At 52.9% G+C, this 25,044-nt stretch carries 22 protein-coding genes and 1 pseudogene; 17 read left to right on the top strand and 6 right to left on the bottom strand.

Annotated features, from left to right (window positions below):
• The first annotated feature begins 13 nt into the window (after positions 1–13).
• The 6 genes and pseudogenes from rnhA to ACLB09_RS15880 all read left to right on the top strand — a co-directional run bounded on the left by rnhA (position 14) and on the right by ACLB09_RS15880 (position 6,021).
• Positions 14–457, top strand: a complete 444-nt coding sequence (gene rnhA / locus ACLB09_RS15905; RefSeq protein WP_410770839.1) for a ribonuclease HI — start codon at positions 14–16, stop codon at positions 455–457.
• A gap of 42 nt (positions 458–499) precedes the next feature.
• A pseudogene (queG, locus tag ACLB09_RS15900) lies at positions 500–1,675 on the top strand (tRNA epoxyqueuosine(34) reductase QueG); the annotation flags it as partial.
• 26 nt (positions 1,676–1,701) lie between these two features.
• Positions 1,702–2,736 (top strand): HD-GYP domain-containing protein, encoded by a 1,035-nt coding sequence (locus ACLB09_RS15895; RefSeq protein WP_410770838.1) that lies wholly within the window; start codon positions 1,702–1,704, stop codon positions 2,734–2,736.
• A gap of 87 nt (positions 2,737–2,823) precedes the next feature.
• Positions 2,824–3,060, top strand: coding sequence for a YneF family protein (locus ACLB09_RS15890; protein WP_410770837.1), 237 nt, complete (start codon positions 2,824–2,826; stop codon positions 3,058–3,060).
• Between the two features lie 45 nt (positions 3,061–3,105).
• Positions 3,106–3,699: a GTP cyclohydrolase I FolE gene (gene folE, locus ACLB09_RS15885; RefSeq protein WP_410770836.1), complete on the top strand. Its 594-nt coding sequence runs from the start codon at positions 3,106–3,108 to the stop codon at positions 3,697–3,699.
• A gap of 207 nt (positions 3,700–3,906) precedes the next feature.
• Complete coding sequence (locus ACLB09_RS15880; RefSeq protein WP_410770835.1) at positions 3,907–6,021, top strand: beta propeller repeat protein; 2,115 nt, start codon at positions 3,907–3,909, stop codon at positions 6,019–6,021.
• Between the two features lie 47 nt (positions 6,022–6,068).
• Here the strand turns inward: ACLB09_RS15880 and ACLB09_RS15875 are convergent, their stop codons facing one another.
• Both ACLB09_RS15875 and ACLB09_RS15870 read right to left on the bottom strand, forming a co-directional pair.
• On the bottom strand, positions 6,069–7,349 hold the full coding sequence (locus tag ACLB09_RS15875) for a Fe-Mn family superoxide dismutase (protein WP_410770834.1): 1,281 nt from the start codon (positions 7,347–7,349) through the stop codon (positions 6,069–6,071).
• A 144-nt stretch (positions 7,350–7,493) separates the two neighbouring features.
• Positions 7,494–8,519 (bottom strand): alpha/beta hydrolase, encoded by a 1,026-nt coding sequence (locus ACLB09_RS15870; RefSeq protein WP_410770833.1) that lies wholly within the window; start codon positions 8,517–8,519, stop codon positions 7,494–7,496.
• Between the two features lie 295 nt (positions 8,520–8,814).
• On the opposite strand from ACLB09_RS15870, the gene ACLB09_RS15865 reads away from it, so the two are divergent.
• The gene (locus tag ACLB09_RS15865) at positions 8,815–9,561 is read left to right on the top strand and encodes an IclR family transcriptional regulator (RefSeq protein ID WP_410770832.1); all 747 of its coding nucleotides are present in this window, start codon (positions 8,815–8,817) and stop codon (positions 9,559–9,561) included.
• 460 nt (positions 9,562–10,021) lie between these two features.
• On the opposite strand, the gene ACLB09_RS15860 is transcribed toward ACLB09_RS15865, so the two are convergent.
• Genes ACLB09_RS15860 through ACLB09_RS15850 form a run of 3 tightly spaced genes read right to left on the bottom strand, consistent with a single transcriptional unit; the run spans position 10,022 to position 13,182 of the window.
• Positions 10,022–11,638, bottom strand: coding sequence for an alpha/beta hydrolase family protein (locus tag ACLB09_RS15860; RefSeq protein ID WP_410770831.1), 1,617 nt, complete (start codon positions 11,636–11,638; stop codon positions 10,022–10,024).
• Positions 11,639–11,676: 38 nt separating this feature from the next.
• Positions 11,677–12,786 carry a DUF1648 domain-containing protein gene (locus ACLB09_RS15855; protein WP_410770830.1) on the bottom strand — a complete coding sequence of 370 codons (1,110 nt, stop codon included), beginning with the start codon at positions 12,784–12,786 and terminating at the stop codon, positions 11,677–11,679.
• A 12-nt stretch (positions 12,787–12,798) separates the two neighbouring features.
• Entirely contained in the window at positions 12,799–13,182 is a 384-nt protein-coding gene (locus ACLB09_RS15850) for a GntR family transcriptional regulator (RefSeq protein ID WP_410770829.1), read from the bottom strand.
• A gap of 105 nt (positions 13,183–13,287) precedes the next feature.
• Between ACLB09_RS15850 and ACLB09_RS15845 the strand changes: the two genes are divergently transcribed.
• Together ACLB09_RS15845 and ACLB09_RS15840 are read left to right on the top strand one after the other, a co-directional pair.
• Complete coding sequence (locus ACLB09_RS15845; protein WP_410770828.1) at positions 13,288–13,710, top strand: MarR family winged helix-turn-helix transcriptional regulator; 423 nt, start codon at positions 13,288–13,290, stop codon at positions 13,708–13,710.
• Positions 13,711–13,803: 93 nt separating this feature from the next.
• The gene (locus ACLB09_RS15840; RefSeq protein ID WP_410770827.1) at positions 13,804–14,628 is read left to right on the top strand and encodes an alpha/beta fold hydrolase; all 825 of its coding nucleotides are present in this window, start codon (positions 13,804–13,806) and stop codon (positions 14,626–14,628) included.
• 241 nt (positions 14,629–14,869) lie between these two features.
• On the opposite strand, the gene acnA is transcribed toward ACLB09_RS15840, so the two are convergent.
• The gene (gene acnA / locus ACLB09_RS15835) at positions 14,870–17,587 is read right to left on the bottom strand and encodes an aconitate hydratase AcnA (RefSeq protein WP_410770826.1); all 2,718 of its coding nucleotides are present in this window, start codon (positions 17,585–17,587) and stop codon (positions 14,870–14,872) included.
• 227 nt (positions 17,588–17,814) lie between these two features.
• On the opposite strand from acnA, the gene ACLB09_RS15830 reads away from it, so the two are divergent.
• From ACLB09_RS15830 to ACLB09_RS15795, 8 genes are all read left to right on the top strand, one after another.
• Entirely contained in the window at positions 17,815–18,819 is a 1,005-nt protein-coding gene (locus ACLB09_RS15830; protein WP_410770825.1) for an amidase domain-containing protein, read from the top strand.
• A gap of 57 nt (positions 18,820–18,876) precedes the next feature.
• Positions 18,877–19,974 carry a D-alanine--D-alanine ligase gene (locus tag ACLB09_RS15825; RefSeq protein ID WP_410770824.1) on the top strand — a complete coding sequence of 366 codons (1,098 nt, stop codon included), beginning with the start codon at positions 18,877–18,879 and terminating at the stop codon, positions 19,972–19,974.
• 52 nt (positions 19,975–20,026) lie between these two features.
• The gene (locus tag ACLB09_RS15820) at positions 20,027–20,350 is read left to right on the top strand and encodes a hypothetical protein (RefSeq protein ID WP_410770823.1); all 324 of its coding nucleotides are present in this window, start codon (positions 20,027–20,029) and stop codon (positions 20,348–20,350) included.
• Positions 20,347–21,351, top strand: coding sequence for a UV DNA damage repair endonuclease UvsE (gene uvsE / locus ACLB09_RS15815; RefSeq protein WP_410770822.1), 1,005 nt, complete (start codon positions 20,347–20,349; stop codon positions 21,349–21,351). Before ACLB09_RS15820 ends, uvsE begins: the two co-directional genes overlap by 4 nt.
• 89 nt (positions 21,352–21,440) lie before the next feature.
• A complete protein-coding gene (gene fabI, locus ACLB09_RS15810) occupies positions 21,441–22,211 on the top strand; it encodes an enoyl-ACP reductase FabI (protein WP_410770821.1) in 771 nt (256 codons plus the stop codon).
• A gap of 236 nt (positions 22,212–22,447) precedes the next feature.
• The gene (locus ACLB09_RS15805) at positions 22,448–23,308 is read left to right on the top strand and encodes an inositol monophosphatase family protein (protein WP_410770820.1); all 861 of its coding nucleotides are present in this window, start codon (positions 22,448–22,450) and stop codon (positions 23,306–23,308) included.
• A 54-nt stretch (positions 23,309–23,362) separates the two neighbouring features.
• Entirely contained in the window at positions 23,363–23,617 is a 255-nt protein-coding gene (locus ACLB09_RS15800; protein ID WP_410770819.1) for a hypothetical protein, read from the top strand.
• A 109-nt stretch (positions 23,618–23,726) separates the two neighbouring features.
• Entirely contained in the window at positions 23,727–25,031 is a 1,305-nt protein-coding gene (locus ACLB09_RS15795; RefSeq protein ID WP_410770818.1) for a stalk domain-containing protein, read from the top strand.
• The last annotated feature ends 13 nt before the right edge of the window (positions 25,032–25,044 follow it).

Below are 25,044 nucleotides of genomic sequence, written 5' to 3'. Positions count from 1 at the left end.
GGAGGTCGCTAACTTGAAAGAAATTATGATTTATACCGACGGTGCCTGTTCGGGAAATCCAGGACCGGGGGGATGGGGCGCCGTGCTTTTATACCATGGTCATCGCAGGGAAATGTCCGGCGGAGAGCCGATGACAACGAATAACCGGATGGAGATCCAGGCTGTGATCTCGGCGCTGAGTCAGCTAAAGGAGCCTTGCAAAGCGCAGGTCTATAGCGATTCCGCCTATGTGGTCAACTGCTTTCAGAAGGGCTGGATCCACGGATGGTTAAAGAACGGCTGGAAGAACAGTAAGGGACAACCGGTGGAGAATAAAGAATTGTGGCAAGAATTATGGCGGCTTATGGGAATTCACCAGGTGGAATATATAAAGGTCAAGGGCCATAGCGATAACGAGCTTAACAATCACTGCGACCTGCTCGCGCGGGAAGCGATTAAACGCCTGTCATTGAAATAACGGACAGTTACACCACGATTTGCACAAAAGGAGGAGAGATCGATGGCGAAGGCCAACAATTTAACGAGCGAAGCTTGGAAGCCGGGGCAGTCCGCATGGGACGATTTGAAACGGGAAATCAAGGCAGTCGCGCCATCGTTCGGTATTGATGATATCGGGTTTGCTTCCGCAGACCCGTTTTTGTCGCTAAAGTCCATTTTGCTGGATCGGCGCGAAAAAGGGTATGAGTCGGGCTTTGAAGAGCCTGATCTGGACAAGCGGATCTATCCGGAATTGTCTTTAGAGCAGCCGGCATCGCTGATATCCATCGCTGTTGCCTATCCTTCTAAAATGGATAATCCGCCGAAGTCGGAACCGGGACAACGTCGCGGCATTCTCGCCAGGTCGGCTTGGGGACAGGATTATCACCAAGTACTCCGGCAAGCGATGGCCAAACTGAAGGAATTTATTCTGGAACGGGTGCCTGACGCGCGGATCGAAGATATGGTTGACACGGGGGCTTTATCGGACAGAGCGGTGGCTCAACGCGCGGGAATCGGGTTTCATGGCAAAAATTGTGCCGTCATTTCTCCCAAATGGGGCTCCTGGATTTACCTGGGTGAACTGATTACGAATATTCCGTTTCAGCCGGACACCCCGGTAACCGAGGATTGCGGCGAATGTACAAAATGCCTGGATGCCTGTCCCACGGGGGCGCTGGTCGGTCCGGGGGAGCTCAATGCACAGCGCTGCATTTCTTTTCTGACCCAGACGAAAGGTTTTCTCGAAGAAGAATTCATGGTGAAGATCGGGAACCGGCTTTACGGATGCGATACTTGTCAGGTCGTCTGTCCCAAAAATAAAGGGAAGTCATGGGCTCACCGCCCGGAGCTGCAGCCCGATCCGGAAACGGTGAAACCGCTGCTTCTGCCCATTCTCGATCTGAGCAACCGGGAGTTTAAAGAGAGATTCGGCGATAGCGCGGCGGCCTGGAGAGGGAAAAAACCGATTCAGCGCAACGCGGTTATTGCGCTCGGGAACTTCAAAGATCTCTCTTCCGTACCGAAATTAATAGATATCATGGTAAACGATCCGCGACCGGTGTTGCGGGGAACCGCAGCCTGGGCTTTAAGCCGCATCGGCGGGGAGGAGGCGTTGGCGGCGCTCGCGAAAGCGGCTGGAAGTGAAGCTGATCCCGAAGTGCTCGAGCGCATCGAATCCGCCCGCATCAAACTGGAACAAGTCGTTACCTAGGGGGAGAAGACATGAGATTTATCAGCATTGAGGATATCGAACCGGGTCAACTATTGGGTAAGACGGTATATTCATCTAACGGAACGGTGCTCTTGTCGTCGGGAGTTCAGCTTACGGTCTACATGATCAGTACGCTGAAACGGATCGGCGTTTCGATGCTTTACATTAAAGACCCCGATTATGAAGATATCGAAATAGAAGACGTACTTAGTGAAGCGACGAAACAGGCCGTATTCCGGGATATGAGCGAGACGCTGGAAGCGGTCCGGTCGGGGAAGGAATGGAGTCCCCGGAAAATCAGCGTTTCCGTCGACAGTTTGCTTACGGACGTATTGAATCATAAGGAAGTGCTGGTTCAACTGAGCGAGATTCGTACGGCGGAAAATGCGGCCTATCTGCATGCCGTAAATGTTTGCCTTGTAGCTTCGATGATCGGGCTTAATCTGGGGCTGAATTACGGTCAACTTAAAGATCTGGCGATCGGAGCGCTTCTTCATGATATAGGCAAGAGCATTCCGCTGCCGGAAGACGCCGATCCCCAGGACGCCAAAAACCACCACACCTGGCGGGGGTTTGAAATCTTAAAGCATAAACGGGAATTCAATTTGCTCATTGCCCACGCGGCGTTCCAGCATCACGAGCGTTTGAACGGGACAGGCGTGCCGCGCGGATTAAACGGCGAGGCGATCCATTTATTTGCGAAGATCGTCGCTGTTGCCAACATGTACGATAATTTCATCGCCGGGGAGAACGGGACCGGACGCCCCATGCTGCCGCATGAGGCTTGCGAACAATTGATGGCCTGCTCCGAGCAGGTGCTCGACCGCGACGTGCTGGTGGAATTCACGCGCATCGTTTCCGTGTATCCGACCGGTACCGCGGTTCGATTGTCGACCAAGGAAACGGGCGTCGTCGTACGCCAGCACCGCGGTCTGCCCGGGCGTCCTGCCGTACGGGTCGTTCAAGGGACGGGGGAACTGCTGGAAGTCAAAGAGGTCGATTTGGCCAGCGAAACGACGGTGTTTATCGAAGCGGTTCTGGCTTGAATCGCATCTGCTTGAATGCTATGATATGTTGAGTGCGCTAGCTGTATGGCTTGACGCAAGGAGATTTTATACAGGGGTGGCTTAAGCATGGATATCGTAATTCCTATTATTACGTTAATCGTCGGTTTGGTCGGCGGCTTTGCAATCGGGGTCTTTTATTTGCGCAGACAACTGACGAAGATGCAGAATGATCCGCAAATGTTGCAAAAGATGGCGAAACAAATGGGGTACAATTTGAATGGCAAGCAAATGCAACGTGCCCAGCAGATGATGAAAAATCAGAATCAAGTGCCTCAAGCCGGGGGAAAACGCAAAAAGAAATAAGCTGCTTCAGATTGCGGCATAATTACTTGAAAGGAGGAGGCGCTAATGGCTGGAGTAAAAGATTATGTCAACACCCGGGTAGGGGACAACAGAGAGCAGATCGAGCATCACGTTCGCGAAATTCTCAAGCTCGTCGGGGAAGATGTGGAACGTGAGGGACTGCTGGAAACGCCGGCGAGAGTAACCCGGATGTACGAGGAGATTTTTGGCGGATATGAAGTCGATCCCCGGGATGTTCTCGGAGTTACGTTTGAAGAGAACCATGAAGAGCTCGTTATTGTAAAAGATATCGTGTATTACAGCCAATGCGAGCACCATATGGCGCCTTTCTTCGGCAAGGTGCATATTGGATATATTCCAAGCGGCAGAATCGCCGGTCTCAGTAAACTGGCACGTCTGGTGGAAGCCGTGACCCGGCGTTTGCAAGTACAAGAGCGCATCACGTCGCAAATCGCAGACATTATGGACGAGGTGCTTAAACCTCAGGGTGTCATGGTCGTCGTCGAAGGGGAGCATTTATGCATGTGCGCGCGAGGCGTTAAGAAGCCCGGGAGCAAAACCGTGACCTCGGCGGTAAGAGGAACGTTCCGTAAGGATGCCGCTTCACGGGCTGAATTCCTTTCTTTGATTAAAGAGTGAGCAAGAAACGAGAGTACAGTCAAGCCTTTGCTAAGGGCGGTTCGGCCGCCTTTAACAAGGGCTTTTTTTGGCGTCTCTCCTTGAATTTCAGATCAGGGGGGGTTATTTCAATTAGAGTTCCAAAGGAAATGTAGCGGAATGTGTCGAATAAGGTCGGTAGCTTAACTAAATGGAGGGGACATGTTGAGGAAAAGAGTTGGAAGTAGAATGGGTAGAATGATGATTTTTTTGCTGTCGCTCGGGCTTGTCTGCGGGCTTGCGTTTCAAGCGGCTCCGGTTGCCGAGGCGGCGGGGAAGGATGCCAGCGGAATACAGTGGTCGACCTTATCCGCACTGGAGTCCAACGATTTGAAGGATATTGCAATTAACAAGGATCAAGTTTATGTCGCAGTGGGGGGCGACGGTACGATTCTTCGCTCCATGGACGGAAAGCAGTGGACGTCTTCCAAATCACCGACCATCGGCGATTTGGAGTCGCTAGCAACGAATGGAAGCCAGTTTGTAGCCGCAGGCAGCGACGGGAGTCTGCTGTCTTCCAGGGATGGGGCAGTCTGGTCGGTGGGCCGACTGATGAATCCGCCGGCGCAGCGGGATTTTTACCGGTACTATGACGCCACCTACCCCAAACTCTATACCTCGGTAGGTTGGGGACAGAAAGTTAGACTGGCCGATTTGCATTTTAGCCATGTTATTTGGGACGGGAAACGTTATGCCTCTGTGGGAACCTGGAAGTTGGCGGTAAAGAAAGATTCCCCTACCATAGTTGTTCAGGCGTTTACGGCAACGTCCGCGGATGGCATCCAATGGAGCATCGCTCCCCTTAAATATGATGCCAATAAGCTGAAAAAATTGAATTCGGGCATTTATCCCTCGGATCCTGAAAAAATAGCTTTCAACGGCTCCAAATATGCAGTTATCGCAGGTCAGGTAACTTTCACCGCACCGGCTACGGGCGGGGTCTGGGAGGCAAGAATTCCTGCCGGAAATAAAGGGCTCCGGGATCTGTTTATCCATAATGATAGCTTTATTGCGCTTGGAAATAACGATGCAGGGGCAAACGCCCTGTATTCTTCCACAGACGGCCTTCAATGGAAAGTATTCAAAAGCGATTTGTCTTCTAACGGAGAAGTTGATTCGATCGTATGGGATGGCCAACAGTATTTGGGACTGGGCGAGTTTGGTACAACGCTGCGGTCCGCCACGCTGGAAACCTGGCAATCGAGCGACAATTATGTAAACTACGAAAATTCGCTAGCCGGGTTTATTAACCAAGTTATTTATAAAGTAATCTTTGACGGAAAACAGCATATTGCCGTTGCCGAAGACGGGCTGATCTTGACCAATGAGCATTTCGGCGAAAATGTGGAAGGTGCAGCGGACTGGAGTCTTGTCCGTACGAAAAAGCCGGTCGATTTCACGAATCTCGTCTATGACGGTAAAGGACGGTATGTAGCAACGGGGTCGCAGTACATCAGCTTTCTTGTCGATAAGGGATCCATTTGGGAATCGAGTAATGGGTATGACTGGACGCTAACCGAGATGGAGGACGTGCCTACATTCATGTTCTGGTCCGAACTGGCTTCCGGAAACGGAACCGTAATTGCTTACGGCTACGGAATGACTACCGGCGGAGGGACGACGGACCGCAGCCAGTATTATTACTCCCCCGCACCCGGGGTATGGGAAGCGAAAAAATTCCCGTCCGGCGTAAAAACGGTATTCGGCATCTCTTGGGTGAACCAGCAATTTTATGCTGCTGTGAACGGGGGTTATATCACCTCCAAGGACGGGGTCAATTGGAGTAATGTGACTTCTTCCGCAATCACGATGGAGAAAATCGTTCAAGGCGGCAGCACCCTCCTGGGGTTGCGCGCGCCTAATCCGCAAGGGGAAAACGGCGGCTTATTGTATAGTTCGCCGAATACCGCCTCCTGGAAAAAGGTCAATATTGATTTAAACACCAAGAACAATTACTGGGGGCCTGACGATACCTTGCGGGATATCGTGTGGAACGGGAAACAATTTGCCGTCATCGGCGCCAACTCGACTGTGGCCGTTTCCGCCAACGGGGTGAACTGGAAGGTCAAGCAAAATGATAAACGCTTAAGCAATTTAGCCTGGAACGGTAAGCTTTACGTTGCTTCGGCGTGGGGCGACGGAGAAGATCACGGGAAGATGTTCTATTCCTATGACGGACTGAATTATACCCCATCGGTCCAAGTCACCAAGCGCGATTTGACCACCGATGTGATCTGGGACGGGGAGAAGTTTATCGTCGCCGGGGAACAAGGGACGATGCTGATCGGAAAGCCGGCAAATTGACCATCCGCCGCGGGGCGTCTGGGAGCGAGCGATAAAAATGGCAGCCGTTAATACGGCTGCCATTTCAATTCTCTTGCCTTTTCGTAACGGTACGCAACGGCCGGCCAATAAACGACGTTCCACCAGTCGGTGATGTAATCCTTGCGGTTGTTCTGGTGCTTCAAATAATAAGCGTGTTCCCAGACATCCAGCGGAAGGAGCGGTACGACGTCCCATTGCGACAGGTTCTGATGCTTCTCCGCCGTAAGAATTTCAAGCCGATGGCTGCGCGGGCTCCAGACCAGGATCGCCCAGCCGCCGCCTTCGACCTTTTCGGCAGCGTTGGAAAATTGCTTATGGAAAGCTTCGTAGCTGCCAAAATCGCGTTTGATTTGCTCAAGCAGTTCGCCTTCCGGTTTACCGCCGCCCTTCGGGTTCATGATGTCCCAAAAGATCGTATGCAGATAATGTCCGGCACCGTTAAAGGCAAGCTCCCGTTCCCAGTGTTTGACCAGATCGAAATTGCCGGATTTGCGCGCTTCCTGAAGTTTTTTCTCCGCTTTGTTCAAATCGTCGACATAGGTTTTATGATGTTTGTCGTGATGGATGCGCATCGTTTTTTCGTCGATATAAGGTTCAAGCGCGTTGTAGGGATAGGGAAGCGGAGGAAGCGTGTGCCCGCCGATAGGAACGGGGCGATTGTTGATCCGGGCTTGCTCCGATCCCGCGGGGTCAGCGGAATTCTCCGTTTCGCTGCGGCCGTATTGCAATTGTTCCTGTGCGAATGAAATGGTGGCGGAGGCGGATTGGTGACTGGAGGCAAGTGTTTCCTCTTGAGCGGAAAGCGAAGAAATCGGTTCCTCTGTATCAGGCCGGTAAGGATCGATAATCGAAGGGGAACCCTTCATGTGATCGGCAAGCTTTCCGGGGCCGTTGAGCGTTTCCAATACTCCAAGGAAATACTCCGATTCGCGGATGATGTGAAGCAGTACGGTTTTAGCCAACGGGATGGATTTCGCCGCTGCGCTTTGGTCAAGAATGAAGTACAACTGCCGGATAAACTCCTTGGACTGGCGGACCGACGCTTCCAGAATCCGCTCCGTTTCTTTGATCAGTTGGGGATCGCAAGCAGCTTCTTTAGAGGCAACTCCGTATTGGAGCAGACGGTCTGCCGCCTCCTGGGTGGAGGCGAAAACCTGCTTCCACTCATCCAACAGCTTGACGAAATTTGGCTCCAAAGTGGGAATGATCGCTTTGATTACATCGGTGTGTTCCGTTTCCTGCTCTTTCCAGAAACGGATTTCTTCCAGGATGCGGACAGGCAAATAAGGCCCGTAAACGAACAGCATCGGTTAATACCTCCTCGGAATGTAATCGTTGTAACCAGTCTATTCCGGGGATGGGTTGGCCTATGCCAGTTCGATACGAGCCTTGACGGTAAAACGGTATGGTACGAAGCGGATGGTACGGTCTGTCCGCCGCTTGCCCAAAGTCTAATTACCGCTTCCCGCAGAGCTTTGACCTGCTGCCTGGAGCTGGCCGACTTGGCTGAGAAACGTAGATACGAGACGCAGATATTCTTTAGGATGTTCGCGGAAAATCAGCTCATGGTGCGATCCTTTTACGATCCAGACCCCGGATGCCGGATTAGTCTGGTTTTCCGCCAGTTTTTCGGCAATCGGGTAAGGGGCTTTTTCATCTTCCGTTCCATGGATAAAGAGAACCGGGAACGGATAATCCTGTGACTTGACCGCGGGATATGGAATTTGCCGCAGACTCGTACCGTTTAGTACCGGCAGCAGCATTCCGATAATCTCCAGTGAAGGATGCCGGGGAAGATCGATATGCTGACGGATATTATGATACATCGTATCCGGTTCCAGCAGGAAGGTGCTGTCCAGAATCATTCCGTCGATGTCTTTGCTGGTCAAGGCGGCCTGCAAGGCCGTACCGGCCCCCATGGAGAATCCCCAGACGATGATTTCCTGGCTACCCTGCTGCTTTACGAACTGAATGGCTCCCAGCAATTGCTGCGCTTCCTTTTTACCGCCGGTGGCCACTTCCTTGCTGTTTTGAGAGGCGAATCCGTAATCGAACATCAGCACATTGAAATTCAGTCGGTGGGCGTAATGGGCAAGATCGTACATCGGAATCCAGGTTTCCTCGCGGTTAGCCCCGTAACCATGGCTGAATACGATCGTTTTGCCGGAATCCGCAGCTGGGATATACCAGCCCTGCATCATGCGACTACCGTCCGCAGCGGGGAAGGCAACATCTTCGTACTCCAGGTTCTTCGAAAGCTTCGGGTTGGAATAAAGCGGCGCTACCGTCGGATTGGACAGTACCCAGGCGATATATCCGTGGAGGGAAATGAAGCAAAAGATCAGGAAAAACAGAACCGATAATAACAAAGCTACGATAATATGTTTAAAGCTGATGTGCTTGATTTCGAGCGCGGGAGCCTCGTTCCCTTTTAGTCCTGCGGACAGGGGAAGATCGCTTCGGCTGCTCTGGCTCATAGTTCCCCCTCCTCATTCAAATCGTATTTTATTATATGTTCCGGAAAGCAAGGCTTCCCTTTGAAAAAGAAATGTTCAAATTTAATAATTAATACATAACCGAATTCAAGCAGAATAATCGGAAAATGTCGAAACAGGACGAATGATGCATAAAATTATCGTAAGACGAGGATGTCATTATGTCAATGCAGGGGGTATATTTGGCTGGGCTTTCATTGACGAAACCCCGTCTTGTTCTTTATAATTTATGTAACCGCGTTTCATGTAGTGAAACTTATAGAGGGGTGGTTTCCTGATGGAAGATCGGAAGCTGACTGTGCGCGCCGTAGAACGGGCGCTTGATATATTGATGTGTTTTACCAAGGCTGACGATCTTGGTTTGACTGAGATTGCCGGGGAAATAGGGCTGCATAAAAGCACGGTTCATCGTTTGTTGACCACGTTGGAGGACAAGGGATTCGTCATCCGCAACTCGGCGACGGAGAAGTACCGTCTCGGGCTGAAAATATGGGAGCTTTCGGCACACCTGTCCCATAACGATGACCCGGCGATTTTGCTCCTGCCGCAAATGGAACAGCTTCGTGACCGGCTCGGGGAGACGGTCAGCCTTTATTTGCGTGACGGAACCGACCGGCTGCGGATTCAGGCGGTACAGAGCAACCAGGCGATTCGCCGGGTCGCTCAGGTCGGGGCCCGGCTGCCGCTGTATGTCGGTGCGTCCAGCAAGGTGCTCGTCGCCTACGAAGAAGAGGCGATCATCCGCACCGTGCTGGAGGTTGCCGACTGGCCGGCGGCTGTCGATCGGACTGCGTACGTGGCGCAGCTCCAGGAAATCCGCAAGCTGGGCTACGCCACCAGCTATGAGGAGCGGGAGCCCGGCGCAGCTGCAGTGTCGGCTCCGATCTTTGACCGGACAGGCAAGATCGCCGCGGCCCTGTCGGTTTCCGGGCCGGTCAGCCGGCTATCGCCGCAGACGCTGAAGGAATTCGCCCCGGTCCTGATCGAGGCGGCCCGGGAAATGGGAATGATGATTCATACTTAATTTCGTAACATATCCAAGAAAATTAGCAGGCTGTCGATCCACAACGGAAATGCGGAGGACAGCCTGCTTTTTTGCGTCCGCTCGTTGGCTGATGGGAGCGGAATGCGTGAAGTGTATTGATTATGCGAGGGGAATGGTAATCGTGAATATCAAAGACGAACTAGCTTTCGAATTTTCATTTAAAATAACTGTATTTTCTACAGTTGTTTTCCCTGGAAGTTCCCGGATCGGATAAATAGATAGAAAATATACAGCTAATTTATCGGGTTACGTTCGAAATGGCCTTATACTTTGAAATTACCTGTAGGTTATACAGTTAATCTTCAAAAATGGTCTTTTAGGTAGGAATTAGCTGGAGGTTTTCCGGTTAATTTGGCAATTGTAAGATTGGTGAAGTGTTCTATTAACAAAGAAAGCAAACAAGCCCTGTACGCGGGGCTTGTTTGCTTTTATTAAATGCTTATTTCGTCTTCTTCACCCAAGCGGCGATATCGTCAATGATTTTTTTGGAGACGTTGGAAGGCTGGTAATATTCCGTACCGGTTGAAATACCGTCATACTCGGCCAACAGATGGTTGACCTTCGGGTAGGACTTGTACTCGACGTCGGAGCGACCTTTCAACGCTTGCTTCCAGCCGTCAAGCTGCTTTAACGGGACCTGCCAGTCGTTCTCTCCTTGCAGGATGAGAAGGGGGCCGGTTTGCTTCTTGGCGAGCTCGGACGGCACGTAATTTTTCTGCTCAAACCACCAGTAAGCCGGTTGGAGCGGGAAGTTGGCAGGCATGTTATCGACCGTGTATTGCGGGTCGTTTACCATATCGGCAATCGCCGTATATTGGGCGGCTTGCTGTTCGTAAAGCGTGGCGTCCTGCCCGGATTGTTTAACGCGGGACACGAGTTCCTTCTGCTGCTCCGCCAGAATATCGGCAAATTTGCCGCTTGGGCCGGAGAGCAGGATGGCGCCTGCGATATCGCCGCCCTTATCGCCGTCCAGAATCAGCGGCATCACGAACGCGCCTTGGCTATGACCGGCCACGAAAATCCGCGAACCGTCGATCTTGGCGGTTTCCTTCAGCAATTGCACCGCGGACAATGCGTCATCCGCGCTTTCCCGCTTCAGGGTGAATTTCGGATCCAACGAAACCTTGAGGGAATGCTCATAGGTCACCTTATCATATCGCAGTACAGCGATTCCTTGGGAAGCAAGCCCTGCCGCAAGGTCGCGGAAAGGCTTGGCGTCGCCGATGGAAGAGTCGCGGTCATGCGGCCCGGAGCCTTGGACGAGTATGACCGCAGGGAACGGTCCGTCTCCTTTGGGCAGCGTGAGCGTGCCCGGCAGTGCCAAGGTGCCGTCGCCCACGGTAACTTCCTGCTCGGTATAAGCATCGGTGTTGTCATAAGCCGGCTTTTGATACAGCGAAGGAGTCGCCGCTTCAAGGTAGACGTCATCCACTTGTCCTTCCGGATTCATTCTCAGGACAAAGTTGAACGGTGCGGCGGCCGCTTGGAATGTGTAGGTTACGTTCCGGTGAATGGCATTGTTTTTTTCGGTACGTGCAGTTTGCTCGCCGATTTGGCCGAATACGTTGGCATAATTGGACCAAAGGATGTTAAGGAGTTGAGGCGAAAGAACCGAAGCCGAAGATGGGCTGACATATTCCGCTGCTTTGGCACCCTGGCCGGATTTAAGCAGTTCCATAAAGACATCGGCGGGATCCCCCGGCGTTTCGGCGTCCGCGAGCACTTTTGAGATAAAAGCGGAATCGACGAGCACATGGCCGGACGCTACCCGGACTGCTTCATTTAAAGTTACTGCTTTCCCATCCAACAAAGCCTGCTTTTTCCCTACATGAAGAACAAGTACATGGCCTCCTTTCTTAATGGTAACGGTTTGCTCATGTTGATTCCATTCGACAAGTGCTCCCAGCCCGGCAGCCGTTTCGCGCACGGGGACAAGGGCCGTGCCGCTTTGCGAGGCGGCGACAGGGGAAGCAGCAAAGGCCGATGCCCCCGGAAGCGTCAGGCTCAGTGCCAGCGTCAATGCGGCGGCGGAATGCATCTTTTTCTTTTTGGACATGAAGTTTCCTCCTAAAATGAGAATATATAAATGATGGATTACACCGAAAAAATAAGGGAGATCGCGATGGCGATCAAAACACCGCCAAGGACGATCCAGCCGGCGGGATGGGCGAAGTTCATCGTCCATCCGATGCCTGATCTTTTTTCCACGAAGATCGAGGGATCTTGGGGATTGAAATAAATGCTGCCTAATTTCCAGAAGTCGTCGTCGTTTACCGGCTGCACTTTGGAGCCAGGGTCACTCTTGGCACGACCGATCCGGCTACCTCCTTGACCTGTGTTGAAAGAGAGAATGCCAGCGAACAGCACGACAAATGCGGGAATGAGGATGCTGACGAACAGCATGACGCTCGTTTCCAACGGATGGAGCATATTGATCTGAATGAAGGAGAATAACAACACCATGGCTAATCCGGACAAAATCGTAAACAACGACCATCTGCGACGAAACAGGGTGTTTTGGCGAATGGAACGCTCCGGATCTCCAGCGTAGGTTTGTTGTTTACTTCTCAAAATACTCCAGTTAATGAACAAAAACAATAAAGTCATCAAAATCTGCGCAACATTAGGAAAAAGAACAGTCCAGTATGATTTGGCCACGCTGTTGACGATGTGTCCCTGAAAATCGAATTTCATCGCGATCGTGGCGGGAAGCTTGTCGTAATTCAGCAGCACCATAAGCATGCTGGCTACGATGACGGCGGCGTGGATAAGAAACCAATAGTTTGACAGAATCAGCTTGTTCCGCCGGAAGCCTGTATCTACGGCAAGTACGGATTTGCTCGCCGGGATTGATGGGAGGGAGAGGCGAAGTTTTTTCATTTTAAAGTGAAAAATCAGGTTTAAAGCGATCGAGACGACGACCATGCTGGAAATATAAATGGCGACGGCTCCGTTTTGCTCCAAGTTGCCTTTCGATTGAACCGCACTGTAAATGCAGAGCAGGAACAAGACGGTATAGATGCCTAGGCTGATCAAAGCATACGCTTTGCGCATGCGGCGAAGCGGCTCGCTGCGGTAGGTCTCTTCGCTGACGGATACGCCGAAGCTGACCGTCTCCCTTGTCAAATAAGGCATAAACGCCAGGGAAGCCAGAACCGGTACGAACATCAAGACAAGCAGTAGGGCGGATAGGATATGCATCATTTATTTCTCCTCTCATTGTTGTGTAATGTCGTTGTAGAGGCGATCTACAATGTCCAGCAACTGCTCTTTGCCCATCCCCCGGCAGATCGCTTCGGCAATAATGGGTCTAAGCTCACGGTGCTGTTTATCGGAAAATTCCTTCGTGACCGGCGGCATTCCGTCCGGGTCAACGACGACGCCGCGCTGGCGATGAATCTGAATGTAGCCGTCCTGCTTGAGCAGGGTGTAGGCTTTATTGACCGTGTGGAGATTCACTCCGATATCGGAAGCGAGACTGCGTACCGAAGGCAACGGTTCGCCAAGTTGAAGTTGCCCGCTGGCGATCCCCTCAATAATTTGGTTGACGAGTTGCGTGTATATAGGGACTTCAGACTGTAAATCAAGCTCAATAATCAAGAGAAGCCTCCTTTGTTTGTTCTAACTGTTATACATATAATATAACAGATGTAACTATAGGTGTAAATGCTTGATATTCAATCCGCGAATTATTAATATGGGGGTATGATAGAACATAATGCAGCTTCCATGATTAGTAAAATTAGAGATGCCGTGAATAAAAAGATCATAGCCGAGCTGGAACAGAATGGCGTTGTGGACATTGTCCCCTCGCACGGCGACATTCTTTCATTGCTTTTTCATTCGTACGGAATGCCGATCAGCGTGTTAGCCGAGAAAATTAACCGTACTCAGCCTACAGTTACCGTTTTGGTCAGAAAACTGGAACAGTTGGGGTATGCGGAAAGGAGAAAGGACGAGCAGGACAAGCGGGTGACTTTGATCAGTCTGACCGAAAAGGGGGAGCAGCTCGGACCGTTGTTTCGCGCGGTTTCAAATCAATTGAATGAGGTCATCTACGGCGGTTTGACCCTGGACGAACAAGCACAATTGGAAGATATGCTAAAACGCGTCCTCAAAAGGTTCTGAATATTTTTTGCGAAAGTATATAGACATCTATGTATTAATCGAAATAGAATAATTCATAGCTATCTATATTTATATCGCGAGAGGGTGTTTATTTTGGAATGCGTTCCGGATTCGATTACGATAGACTATGAAACTCATGGTTCAGGTCATCCCATTGTGCTTGTACACGGATTTGGATGCGATCGGCGGTTGATGATCGGCTGTATGGAGCCTGTGTTTAAAGACCGGCCAGGCTGGCAAAGGATTTACCTTGATTTGCCCGGCATGGGGAGGACGAAGGGAGCGGATTGGATTCAGAGCACGGACGAATTTTTAGCCCTTGTGGAACAGTTCGTGGATAAAGTCTTGCCCGGTCAACGCTTTGTGCTGGCGGGAGAGTCTTATGGAGGGTATTTGTCCAGAGCGTTGCTGTCCAAAAGGCCGGATCAAATCGACGGTATGCTCTTAATTTGTCCTACGGCAGGGATCGCGCTGCATGATGCGCCACCTTTTAACGCGATTTATAAAGACAAGTCCGCACTTGCCCGGCTGGAGAACGAACCCGGTATCGATGAATTTCTCGGAATTCAGGTGGTACAGGACGAGTATAACTGGGAGCGGTTCAAAGCTGAAATTTTTAGCGGGCTTCAGGCAGCGGATCAAGACTTTTTGGATCGAATCCGCCGTCGTTATGATTTGACCTGGGATGCGGAGTTGCTTCAAGAGCCCTATATGAAACCCGTGCTAATTCTTACCGGAAGGCAGGATCATGTAGTCGGGTACAAGAATCAGTGGGAGTACGCCCAACAATATCCTCGGGCCAGCTTTGTGATGCTGGACCGCGCCGGACACAATTTGCAGATCGAGCAGCACGGTCTGTTTCAGGCCTTGGTTAGCGAATGGATCGACCGGGTAATGGAATGTCGTGCCGGGGGTTGAGCGTGGGGATAAGGGTTGAATGAGGTTTGGATACAAATAGAAAAGGCTGCTCCGTTTCATAGAAACCGGGCAGCCTTGTTTTATGTCCGTATGAGGCGAGTTGATACATTCTTATAGTTTCAGAGGCTCACCAGAATAGTTTCGCTTCGATAGGCGCGGAAGCACCAAATTAAAGCGAAAAGTAGCCGTGCAGGTTTAATACCCGCACGGCCACTTTGGTTTTAATATGCTGCAGCGGTTATTATTTGCCTTCCGCGATCATTTGACGCAATACGGTTTGCAGAATGCCGCCGTTGTGGTAGTAGTCCACGTCGACCATGCTGTCGAGGCGGGCGGTTACCGGGAATTCGAACTGCGTTCCGTCCGTGCGCGTGGCGATGACGGTCAGTTGTTGACCCGGCTTCACTTCGTTGCTCAGACCGACGATGTCGAACGTTTCGGTGCCGTCTATGCCGAGCGTGTTCCAGCCGTGGCCTTCCTGGAATTGCAGGGGCAGTACGCCCATGCCGACCAGATTGCTGCGGTGAATCCGTTCAAAGCTTTCCGCGATGACGGCTTTAACCCCGAGCAGGTAGGTGCCTTTGGCAGCCCAGTCGCGGGAGCTGCCCGTGCCGTATTCTTTGCCGGCGATGACTACCAGGTTCTGACCATCCGCCTGATAGTTCATCGAAGCATCGTAAATCGACATCAGCGTATCCGTTGGCAGATGTTTCGTTACGCCGCCTTCCGTACCGGGAGCAACCTGGTTGCGGATACGGATATTCGCGAACGTGCCGCGCATCATGACTTCATGGTTCCCGCGGCGGGAGCCGTAGGAGTTGAAGTCTTTGCGGGCGACGCCACGGTCGCTCAGATAAATGCCGCCCGGGCTGGTCGGCGAGATGTTGCCAGCCGGCGAGATATGGTCGGTCGTGACCGAATCCCCAAGCAGGGCAAGCACGCGGGAGCTGCGGATGTCGGCGATTTCCTGCAAGCCGTCGCTAATCTTTTCGAAGAACGGCGGATTTTGGATGTAGGTGGATTTCTCGTCCCACTCGTACAATTCGCCTTCCGGAACCGGAATGGCGTTCCAGCGCTCGTTCTGGGTAAATACGTTTTCGTACTTGGCACGGAACATTTCCGGGCTGACGGACAAGCCGATCGCTTCCTTGATTTCCGCGGAAGAAGGCCAGATGTCCTTCAGGTAAACTGGCTGATCGTTTTGATCATAGCCCAGCGGATCGTTTTGCAAATCGATATTAACCGTGCCGGCAAGGGCATAAGCTACAACAAGCGGAGGGGAAGCCAGGTAGTTTGCTTTGACCTGGGCATGAACCCGGCCTTCGAAGTTCCGGTTCCCGGACAATACGGCCGCAACGGTCATATCGTTTTCCGCGATCGCCGCGCTGACTTCGTCCGGCAACGGACCGGAGTTCCCGATGCAAGTTGCGCAGCCGTAGCCGGCTACGTGGAAACCAAGCGCTTCAAGCGGCTTGATGAGATCGGCTTTTTGCAGATATTCCGTAACGACCAGAGAGCCCGGGGTTAAGCTGCTTTTCACATAGCCCGGTTTCTTGAGGCCGCGTTCCACCGCTTTCTTGGCCAGCAGGCCGGCACCGAGCATAACGCTCGGGTTCGAGGTGTTCGTACAGCTGGTAATCGCTGCGATAACAACCGCGCCTGTGCTCAGAACGCTGGACTCGCCGTTCGGGTGCTTGACCGGTACCTTTTGTTCGATTTTGTCGTCGCTGAGCCCGTATCCGCCCTTATCAACCGGGGTGCGGATAATGCCGTTGAAGCTGTCCTTCATCTCGGTCAGCTCGATCCGGTCCTGCGGACGTTTAGGTCCGGCAAGGCTCGGTACGACGGAAGCAAGGTCCAGCTCGATAAGATCGCTGAATTCCGGATCTTCCGTTTGGCTCGTACGGAACATGCCCTGAGCCTTGTAATACGCTTCAACCAGCGAGATCTGCTCTTCGGAGCGGCCGGTGCTGCGCAGGTAGGCCAGCGTCTCTTGGTCGACAGGGAAGTACCCGACCGTTGCGCCGTATTCCGGTGCCATGTTGGCTACGGTTGCGCGGTCCGCAAGACTGATGTTGGCAAGGCCGGGGCCGTAGAACTCGACAAACTTGCCGACGACGCCTTTTTTGCGCAGCATTTGCGTTACCGTAAGCGCAAGGTCGGTCGCCGTAGCCCCTTCGCTCAGACTGCCGGTCAGCTTGAAGCCGATGACTTCCGGCGCAACAAAGTACAGCGGTTGTCCCAGCATGCCGGCTTCGGCTTCGATACCGCCGACGCCCCAGCCGACGACGCCGAGACCGTTGATCATAGTGGTATGGGAATCGGTACCCACGAGGGAATCCGGGAATACGACCGTTTCGCCGTTAACCTGCTTTGTAGCGGCTACGGAAGCGAGGTATTCCAGGTTGACCTGGTGCACGATCCCGGTAGCCGGAGGTACGGCACGGAAGTTGTTGAACGCCGTTTGCGCCCAGCGCAAGAAACGGTAGCGTTCTTCATTGCGTTCAAACTCGACGTTCATATTATATTCGAGCGCTTCGGGAGTTCCGAAGGCATCAACCATAACGGAATGGTCGATAACCAGGTCCACGGGAACAAGCGGATTGATCTGTTTCGGATCTCCGCCCGCTTTCTTTACGGTGTCGCGCATCGCGGCCAGGTCGACCACGACCGGAACGCCGGTAAAATCCTGAAGGACGATCCGTGCCGGAATAAAAGGAATTTCTTTGTTCTCATCGCGGCCCTCGCTCCAGCCGGCGATTTGCTTCACATGTTCTTCCGTAATCGCTCTTCCGTCAAACTGACGGACGGCGGCTTCAAGCAATACTTTAATGGAAAACGGCAGTTTGCTTATTTTCCCCAGCCCTTGCTGCTCCAGAGCCTGCAAGTCATAGTAGCGATAGCTCTTGCCGCCGACTTCGAGCGTGCGGCTGCTGGAGAAAAAATCGTTCTTTGACATGAATGAACCTCCTTGTTTCACTAGATGAAACACTATTTCAAAAACTCACTATATTAAGTATACCGTCCTCCAGACGGGGAGTAAAGAACTTTTTGTTCCCATTTTGTCTGCGGATTGCCGAATTGGCGCGGGTGAATGGGCTTACAGTACATCCGGTACATACTCGGTCCATCGGACTCATATAAATCTTATGATGGGTACGGTTGTGGACTAAAGGAGGTCAAATGATGGCGGATGAATGGAAAAAAACGTTGTCCCTCTATGTGAACGAGTTCAATCAGGATGAGGTCGATTATCGGGTCCGGAGTGAGAGTACCTTGATTACGGATCTGGATTATTTAATACGCCGCGGAGAACAGAAACGGAGGCTGGAGATGTGGTATCAGGGCCGGGGCGCCGTTCCGCTCCGCTGCGAAACCCGGGCACGCCTGCTGCGGGAGATCGAGAACCGTGAAGGAGAACTGGAAGTGGAGATGCTCCTGGCGCAAAAAATGGACTATGAAAAGGGCGGTGCCCGCCACCAGGAAGAGCGGATCGTCAAGCAGCGCCTGACACTGCAGCGCGAAGGCAACGAATGGAGCATCACCCGCGTGATCCAGCCCGTTCCTGAACGGAGCGCGTCAACAGCCCTGCCTGCCGGCTTCGGAAACGACGATTCCGGCGGGAAATCACGTACGCCTAGGCCGTTTCTGAACCGTGAAGTACTCGGCGGGGGTGGACTGCGCAGCACGCCTTACCGGCGCGAAGATGCCGTTCTGTATGCGGACCGGTGGTGGGACGGTTTCAATCCGGAATTCGCCGCTTTTGAGGTGGACTGCACCAATTATATCTCCCAGTGCCTCTTTGCAGGCGGTGGCCCAATAAACTATACTGGAAAAAGAGAATCGGGCTGGTGGTACAAGGGATACGTCGGCGGGCGCGAAGCCTGGAGCTACAGCTGGTCGGTCGCCAATGCGCTGGAACGATTTTTGGCAAACAGCGGATCAGGACTCCGTGCGGAACTCGTGAGCCGGCCGGAACAGCTGGAGCTTGGGGATGTCATCATTTACGACTGGGACGGCAATGGGTCCTACCAGCACAGCACGATCGTGACGGCGTTTGATGCAGGCGGCATGCCTTTGGTGAATGCCCATACGGTGCCAAGCAAACACAGGTATTGGGATTACCGGGACTCTTACGCCTGGAACGAAAATACGGTGTATCGTTTTTTCCATATTGCGGACCGGTTCTGACCATACTATGAGGGACGCGCTTTTGGTTCCGTTACAATTATTGAAAAGAGGATGCACATGGGACAGGAAAAATTAACTGTAGGGCTGATTTACGGCGGAAAGTCGGGCGAGCATGAAGTTTCGCTGCAGACAGCCTTTGCGGTTTCAAAAGCGTTCGATTACGCGAAATATGAATTACTTCCTTTTTATATTACGAAACAGGGAGAGTGGAGAGTCGGCAGCAGACTGACCTCGCCATTCGCATCGCTGGAGCAGCTCCAACTGAATGCGGAGAACGGCGGCGGGACCAATGAAGCGATCAACCTGCTGTTCAGCGGACTTGCCACCGGCAAACCGGAGATTGACGTCGCTTTTCCGCTGCTTCACGGTACGAATGGGGAAGACGGGACGATTCAGGGATTGTTTGAAATGGCGAACCTGCCTTATGTCGGTGCCGGGGTACTGGCTTCGGCTGCGGGCATGGATAAAGTCATCATGAAGAAACTGTTTGCGGAGGCGGGGCTGGAGCAATGCAAGTACTGCTACTTCACCGCCTCGGAATGGGAACGGCACAGCCATTCTCTCCTGCAGGGCATGGAGGAGAAGCTGGGGTATCCTTGCTTCATCAAGCCGGCGAACCTGGGATCCAGCGTGGGGATCTCCAAAGCGAGAACGAGAGAGGAATTGCTTCAGGCAATCGCCTTCGCGTTCCGTTATGACGTGAAGGTCATCGTCGAAGAATTCGTCGACGCCCGTGAAGTGGAGGTCGGCGTGCTGGGCAACGACGAGCCGTTGGCATCGGTTCCGGGAGAAATTGTCTCCTCCGGTGAATACTACGATTATCAGGCGAAGTACTTGGACGGGAAATCGCAGATGCTGATTCCGGCCCCATTGGATACGGAACTTGCAGACCGGGTCCGCGAACTGGGAGTCAAGGCGTTTAAGGCCATTGCCGGCAGCGGCTTGTGCCGCGCTGACTTTTTTGTCAAAAAGTCGGATGGCGCGATCTGGATCAATGAGGTCAACACGATGCCCGGCTTTACTCCGTTCAGCATGTATCCGTTGCTCTGGCGCGAGACCGGCTTATCCTATGAAGCGCTGCTCGACCGGCTGATCGAACTTGCCTTGGAACGCTTTGAAACGCGGCAAAATCTGAACTTTGAAAACGGGGTTTAAGCATACCTTCGTTTCACTGCATCCAGATTCCAAAGAGAAAGGAAGAGAGACGATGGGCTTTCAAACGGAATTCAATTCGGTATGCAAATTCAAGAATGAACAGGAACTGTACGATCTGCTGGAATACGGACGCGGCAAAATGCGGAAGCAGGGGCTGCGGATATTCCCTACTGGGCAGAAGGTCATAGCCTACACGCCGGACAATAAAGCGGTAGCCATCGTCAAGATCACGGCCTGCGTGGCCGAGATCAATTTTAACGGTGAAGAAGTTACGGCGGTGGAGCTGGATCTGGTTCGTCAATTGACCGATGAAGAATCCGCCGTCCAGACGGCGCTCGCCTATGAGATGTTTTTCGGGGAAGCCGGGTCCAAATGATCGTCCGGTTCGGCTATGTCGCCATGTCCACGGTGGTAGGAAACGCTTCGCCATCCCGGACGATGACTTACAAAACCTTTAGCGGCCTGTCGGACCGGGAAGCTGCGGTCCGCCGGCTGGAGTCGATTGCAGCGGAGAATTTGCGCAATACGCTGCGGTTGCTGCGTCACAATGTGGCCCATGACATCCGGGTATACCGCTTTTCTTCAAAGTTGATTCCGCTGGCTACCCATGAAGCGCTTCGGGACTGGAATCCTTTTGAAGCGTTGCGCGAACCGTTTGCCGAGGTTGGGGAGTTTGTTAAGCGGCATGGGATTCGGGTATCGTTCCATCCGGACCATTTTACCGTATTCAGCACGCCGCGCCCGGAAGTGCTCCGCAGTTCGGAGCGGGATCTGGGGTACCATGTCGACATGCTGGAAGCGATGGGGATGGACGGCAGGGCGAAGAACAACATCCATGTGGGCGGAGCCTACGGGGACAAGCCTTCCGCCGGAGCGCGTTTTAAGGAACAGGTTTCGGCCCTGCCGGACCGTTTCAAACAACGGTTGACGCTGGAGAACGACGACAAGACGTTCAACGTGCCGGAAACGCTGGAAATCTGCGAAGCGCTGGGCCTTCCGATGGTGCTTGATATTCACCATCAGTGGGTGAACAATGAGGGCGAGGACCCGGCGGAGCTGTGGCCGCGGATCATGCAAACTTGGACAAGCCCGTTTGCCCAGGCAGGTTCCGCGAAAGAAGAACCCCTTCCGCCGAAAATCCACGCCTCCAGTCCGAAAAGCGCGAGCGATCCCCGTGGTCATGCGGATCATGTGATTGCCGGGCCGTTGCTGCATTTTCTCCGGAACATCGCCGCGAAAGGAACGGAGGCGGTCGATGTGATGCTGGAAGCGAAGCTGAAGGACGGCGCGCTGTTCGCACTGATGGAGGACCTCGCCCGCTACCAGGAAGACGGTGTTGAAATACTGGATGGGGCCAGCGTGCGGATTCAACCTTGAATCCGTACTGCTCACCCTTGAAATAGTTGGGGAAATGAGGTAAGTTGAACAAAACGAAGCGGCAAAGATGAAAAGGAGGCCTTTTATTCATGGGAGATTTGTTGGCAGGAAAAAATATTATCGTCATGGGCGTTGCCAATGACCGCAGCATTGCTTGGGCGATTGCCCAAAGCCTGGCGGAGCAAGGTGCCCGCCTCGCGTTTACATACGAGAGCGAACGGGTAGAGGGACGCGTACGCAAGCTGGCGGAAACCATACCGAACTCGCTCATTCTTCCGTGCAACGTGACGGTCGATGAAGAGATCGACAAGCTGGCGGATACGCTGCGGACTGAATTCGGCGTGCTGCACGGGATTGTTCACAGCATCGCTTTCGCCAAAGCCGAGGATTTGGCGGGCGGATTCGTGGATACGTCGCGCGAAGGGTTTGCGCTGGCGAACGATATCAGCGTTTATTCGCTCGTGGCCGTGTCGCAGCGGCTGGCTCCGCTGATGACCGAAGGCGGAAGCATTATGACCATGACTTATATGGGCGCGGAACGCGTTATGCGCAACTATAACGTCATGGGCGTAGCGAAGGCGGCGTTGGAATCGTCCGTCCGCTATCTGGCGAATGACCTTGGGCCGAGCAATATCCGGGTCAACGCGATTTCCGCCGGCCCGATCCGGACGCTGGCTGCAAAGGGCATCAGCGATTTCAACTCCATTCTGAAGCAAGTTGAGGAAAAAGCTCCGCTCCGCAAAACGACGGAAACGGCGGAAGTGGGTGATACGGCAATGTTCCTGCTCAGCCATCTGGCCCGGGGCATTACCGGCGAAGTCATTTATGTGGACGGCGGATACAATATCGTCGGTGCCTAAACCGAGACCATGAAGTTCGTGAAAGTTCGTTTCCGGCTTTGCTGCTTGCCAGCATACCGGGTACGGACTTTTTATATAATGTCTGCCCGGGTCCCCGGACAGGCCGCCCTTTTCCGCATCGGGCAGACAAAAAGGCGCAACTTTGCATACCGGGTGGCGTATAGTTTAAAAAAGGGAAATTTTACAAGATTCATAGAGTACGAGCAGAAAAAAATAAAGAAAGTAGTGTGAAAGAAGTGGAATCCAAACCTAGTATTCCTTATGTAGTAGGCAGCAAAAGCTCGATGGCTGTGGCGATCAATTGCGCGGCCAAAGCGGGGGAATGGATTAAGAGCCGGCTAGGCCTGGTTAAGGATTTGGCCACCAAATATTCCCCGCAAGACCTGGTAACCGATGTGGACAAGGGAGCGGAGACGATGATCCGCAAGCTGATCCTGACCCATTTTCCGGACCATGATATTTTGGGGGAAGAGGGTGTCGCTCCGGGAGCGGCGGCTTCCGCGCAGGCTGTAGCCGAGGCTAAGAAATCCGAATATTTATGGATCATCGATCCGGTGGACGGAACGACAAACTTTGTGCACGGATTTCCTTTCTTCTGCGTGTCGATTGCGCTCGCTTACAAGGGTGAAGTGATCATAGGGGTCATTTACGATCCGGTGCGGGACGAAATGTTCGTCGCGGAAAAAGGAAAGGGAGCATACATGCACGGAAATCCGACCCGGGTTTCGGAGGAGAAGCTGCTCGCGGAAAGCGTGATAGCCGTCGGCTTTAACCCGGACCGCGAGGTTGCGGCCCCAATAAATCTGAAAGGCATTACGACACTGTCGGAGCAGACCCGCAGCCTTCGCGCCGGAGGCTCGGCCGCGCTGCATCTCGCGTATGTGGCGGCCGGACGGCTGAGCGGTTACTACGAAGTAAACCTGAATTCCTGGGATACGGCAGCGGGAGCTCTGCTGGTTACGGAATCCGGCGGAATAGTGACGGATACCGCAGGCCATCCTTATCACATCGGAGTCCGGAACGTAATCGCAAGCAACGGCAAAATCCAGGAGCAATTGGTGAATGCAGTTACAGCTGCCGGTGCAACGGGGTTATAGAGTATTGGAGCGGACTCGTAAGAATTCACTTTTTCCGGAAGGAGCGTCCACGAAATGAGCGATAACAAAGATCTCGAAAGAGAACTAAGCGAAATGCTGGAGGACCCCCAGTACAGCAGTGAGGAAGAACGCCGGGAAGAGGAGCGGAGGAGGTTGTCCCCGAAATATGAAATCCGGGTGCAGACCACTCTCGATCCGATTGTGGAAGAGACGCGCAAATATCGCAGTATGGCCAAGGAAATTGACGGGCGTTATGACGACTATTTGAAGAAAACGGAACATACGGATAAAGGGAACAACCCGGATTGACGTATGATTCCGCCTTGCAGTTTTTAGTCCCGGGGCACCCCGAGTGAGCGCGGGTGCCTTTTTGGTGTCCTAGCAAGCTATCATTTTATTTCATAGAAGGAGTGAACTTATGAATTACAACAAAGTCAAACATAAAAGCCGCATCCTGGTTTCCGGCATGCTTACCGCTGCCCTGGTGCTGGGCAGCGGGGCAGCGGCGCTAGCATCTTCCACCCAGTCCCAAGCGGACGTCCCGACCGGGAGCGGGGCTCAGGCCGGAGCTATCCAGTCGGACAGTCAATTGATCGTGGCGCTCGGCGATTCCATTACGGCGGGATACGAGCCGGGCATGAACGAAGCCTCCGTACCCTATGGATATGTGGAACGGTTGAAGGAGCAGGCATTGTTCCATGGCCGGGCCGAAGTGGTTAACTACGGAATTTTGGGATTGAAGACGGACGGCTTGCTTAACTACGTATCTGCCATCAATGAGGGCAAGGCGGTTACCGCTAGCGACATTCAGGAAGGTTTGCGCGATCCGCGCCTGGCCGGTTTTGCCGCCGGAGCGGCTGAAGCCAAGTCCAAGCTGGAACAGGCGGATGTCATCGCGATTACGATCGGCGGTAACGATGTGTCGGCGCTGATTTTGGAAGCGAAGAATATGACGAATGACGAGCTTACTGCCAAAGCCGCAGAACTGCTGAATACATACCGGACAAATGTGCAGCAGACCCTGACTCTTTTGACCGAGATCAACCCGAATGCGCAAATCGTGTTGGCCGACCAGTATCAGCCGGTGCCGAAAGTGGCGGGGGCTGCGGTCTATGACCAGCTGATTAAAGCGTCAGGCAGTTTTACCGCCGGCGTGGATGAACTGGCAAGCGCGTTTGCGAAAGAAGGCAAGCAGGTAAAGGCGGTTCATGTGGCCGAAGCCTTTGTCGGGAAGGAATTGTCGCTGACGCATATTTTCAATGAAGATGTGCATCCCAATCAGTCGGGCTATGAAGTAATCGCCAAAATCATGGCGCAAAACATTTGGGGCGGTTTCCTGGAGACGGCGGCAAAATCGGGCAAAGCCGAAATCTCGATCGTCGTAAAAGGCAAGGAACTGTCCACGCCTTATGCGCCGGTGCTTAAAAAAGGCCAGACCTTCGTCGCCTTGAAAGATATCACGGACGCCGTCGGCGGCCAGTCCCGTTGGGACTCGAAGGCGGGTACCGCAACGATTACCTATGCGGGCCGGACCGTGGTGATTCCGGTAGGCGCAAAACAAATTTCGGCGGACGGAGTCAAGGTGGATACGGCGACGCCTGCATTCTTGCACAAAGTGGGTCAAGAGCAGAAGACCTATGTTCCGTTGGCCGTGCTTATAGCCGGCCTTGGGCTTGATGTCCAATACAGTCCGAAAATGAAGACGGTATTTATAAACTTATAACCTATACAGATCA

The sequence above is a fragment of the Fontibacillus forbon genome (assembly GCF_046559655.1).
Lineage (GTDB): Bacteria > Bacillota > Bacilli > Paenibacillales > Paenibacillaceae > Fontibacillus.
Note: the sequence above shows the minus strand (reverse complement) of the source record. Positions and strands in the feature narration are given on the sequence as shown.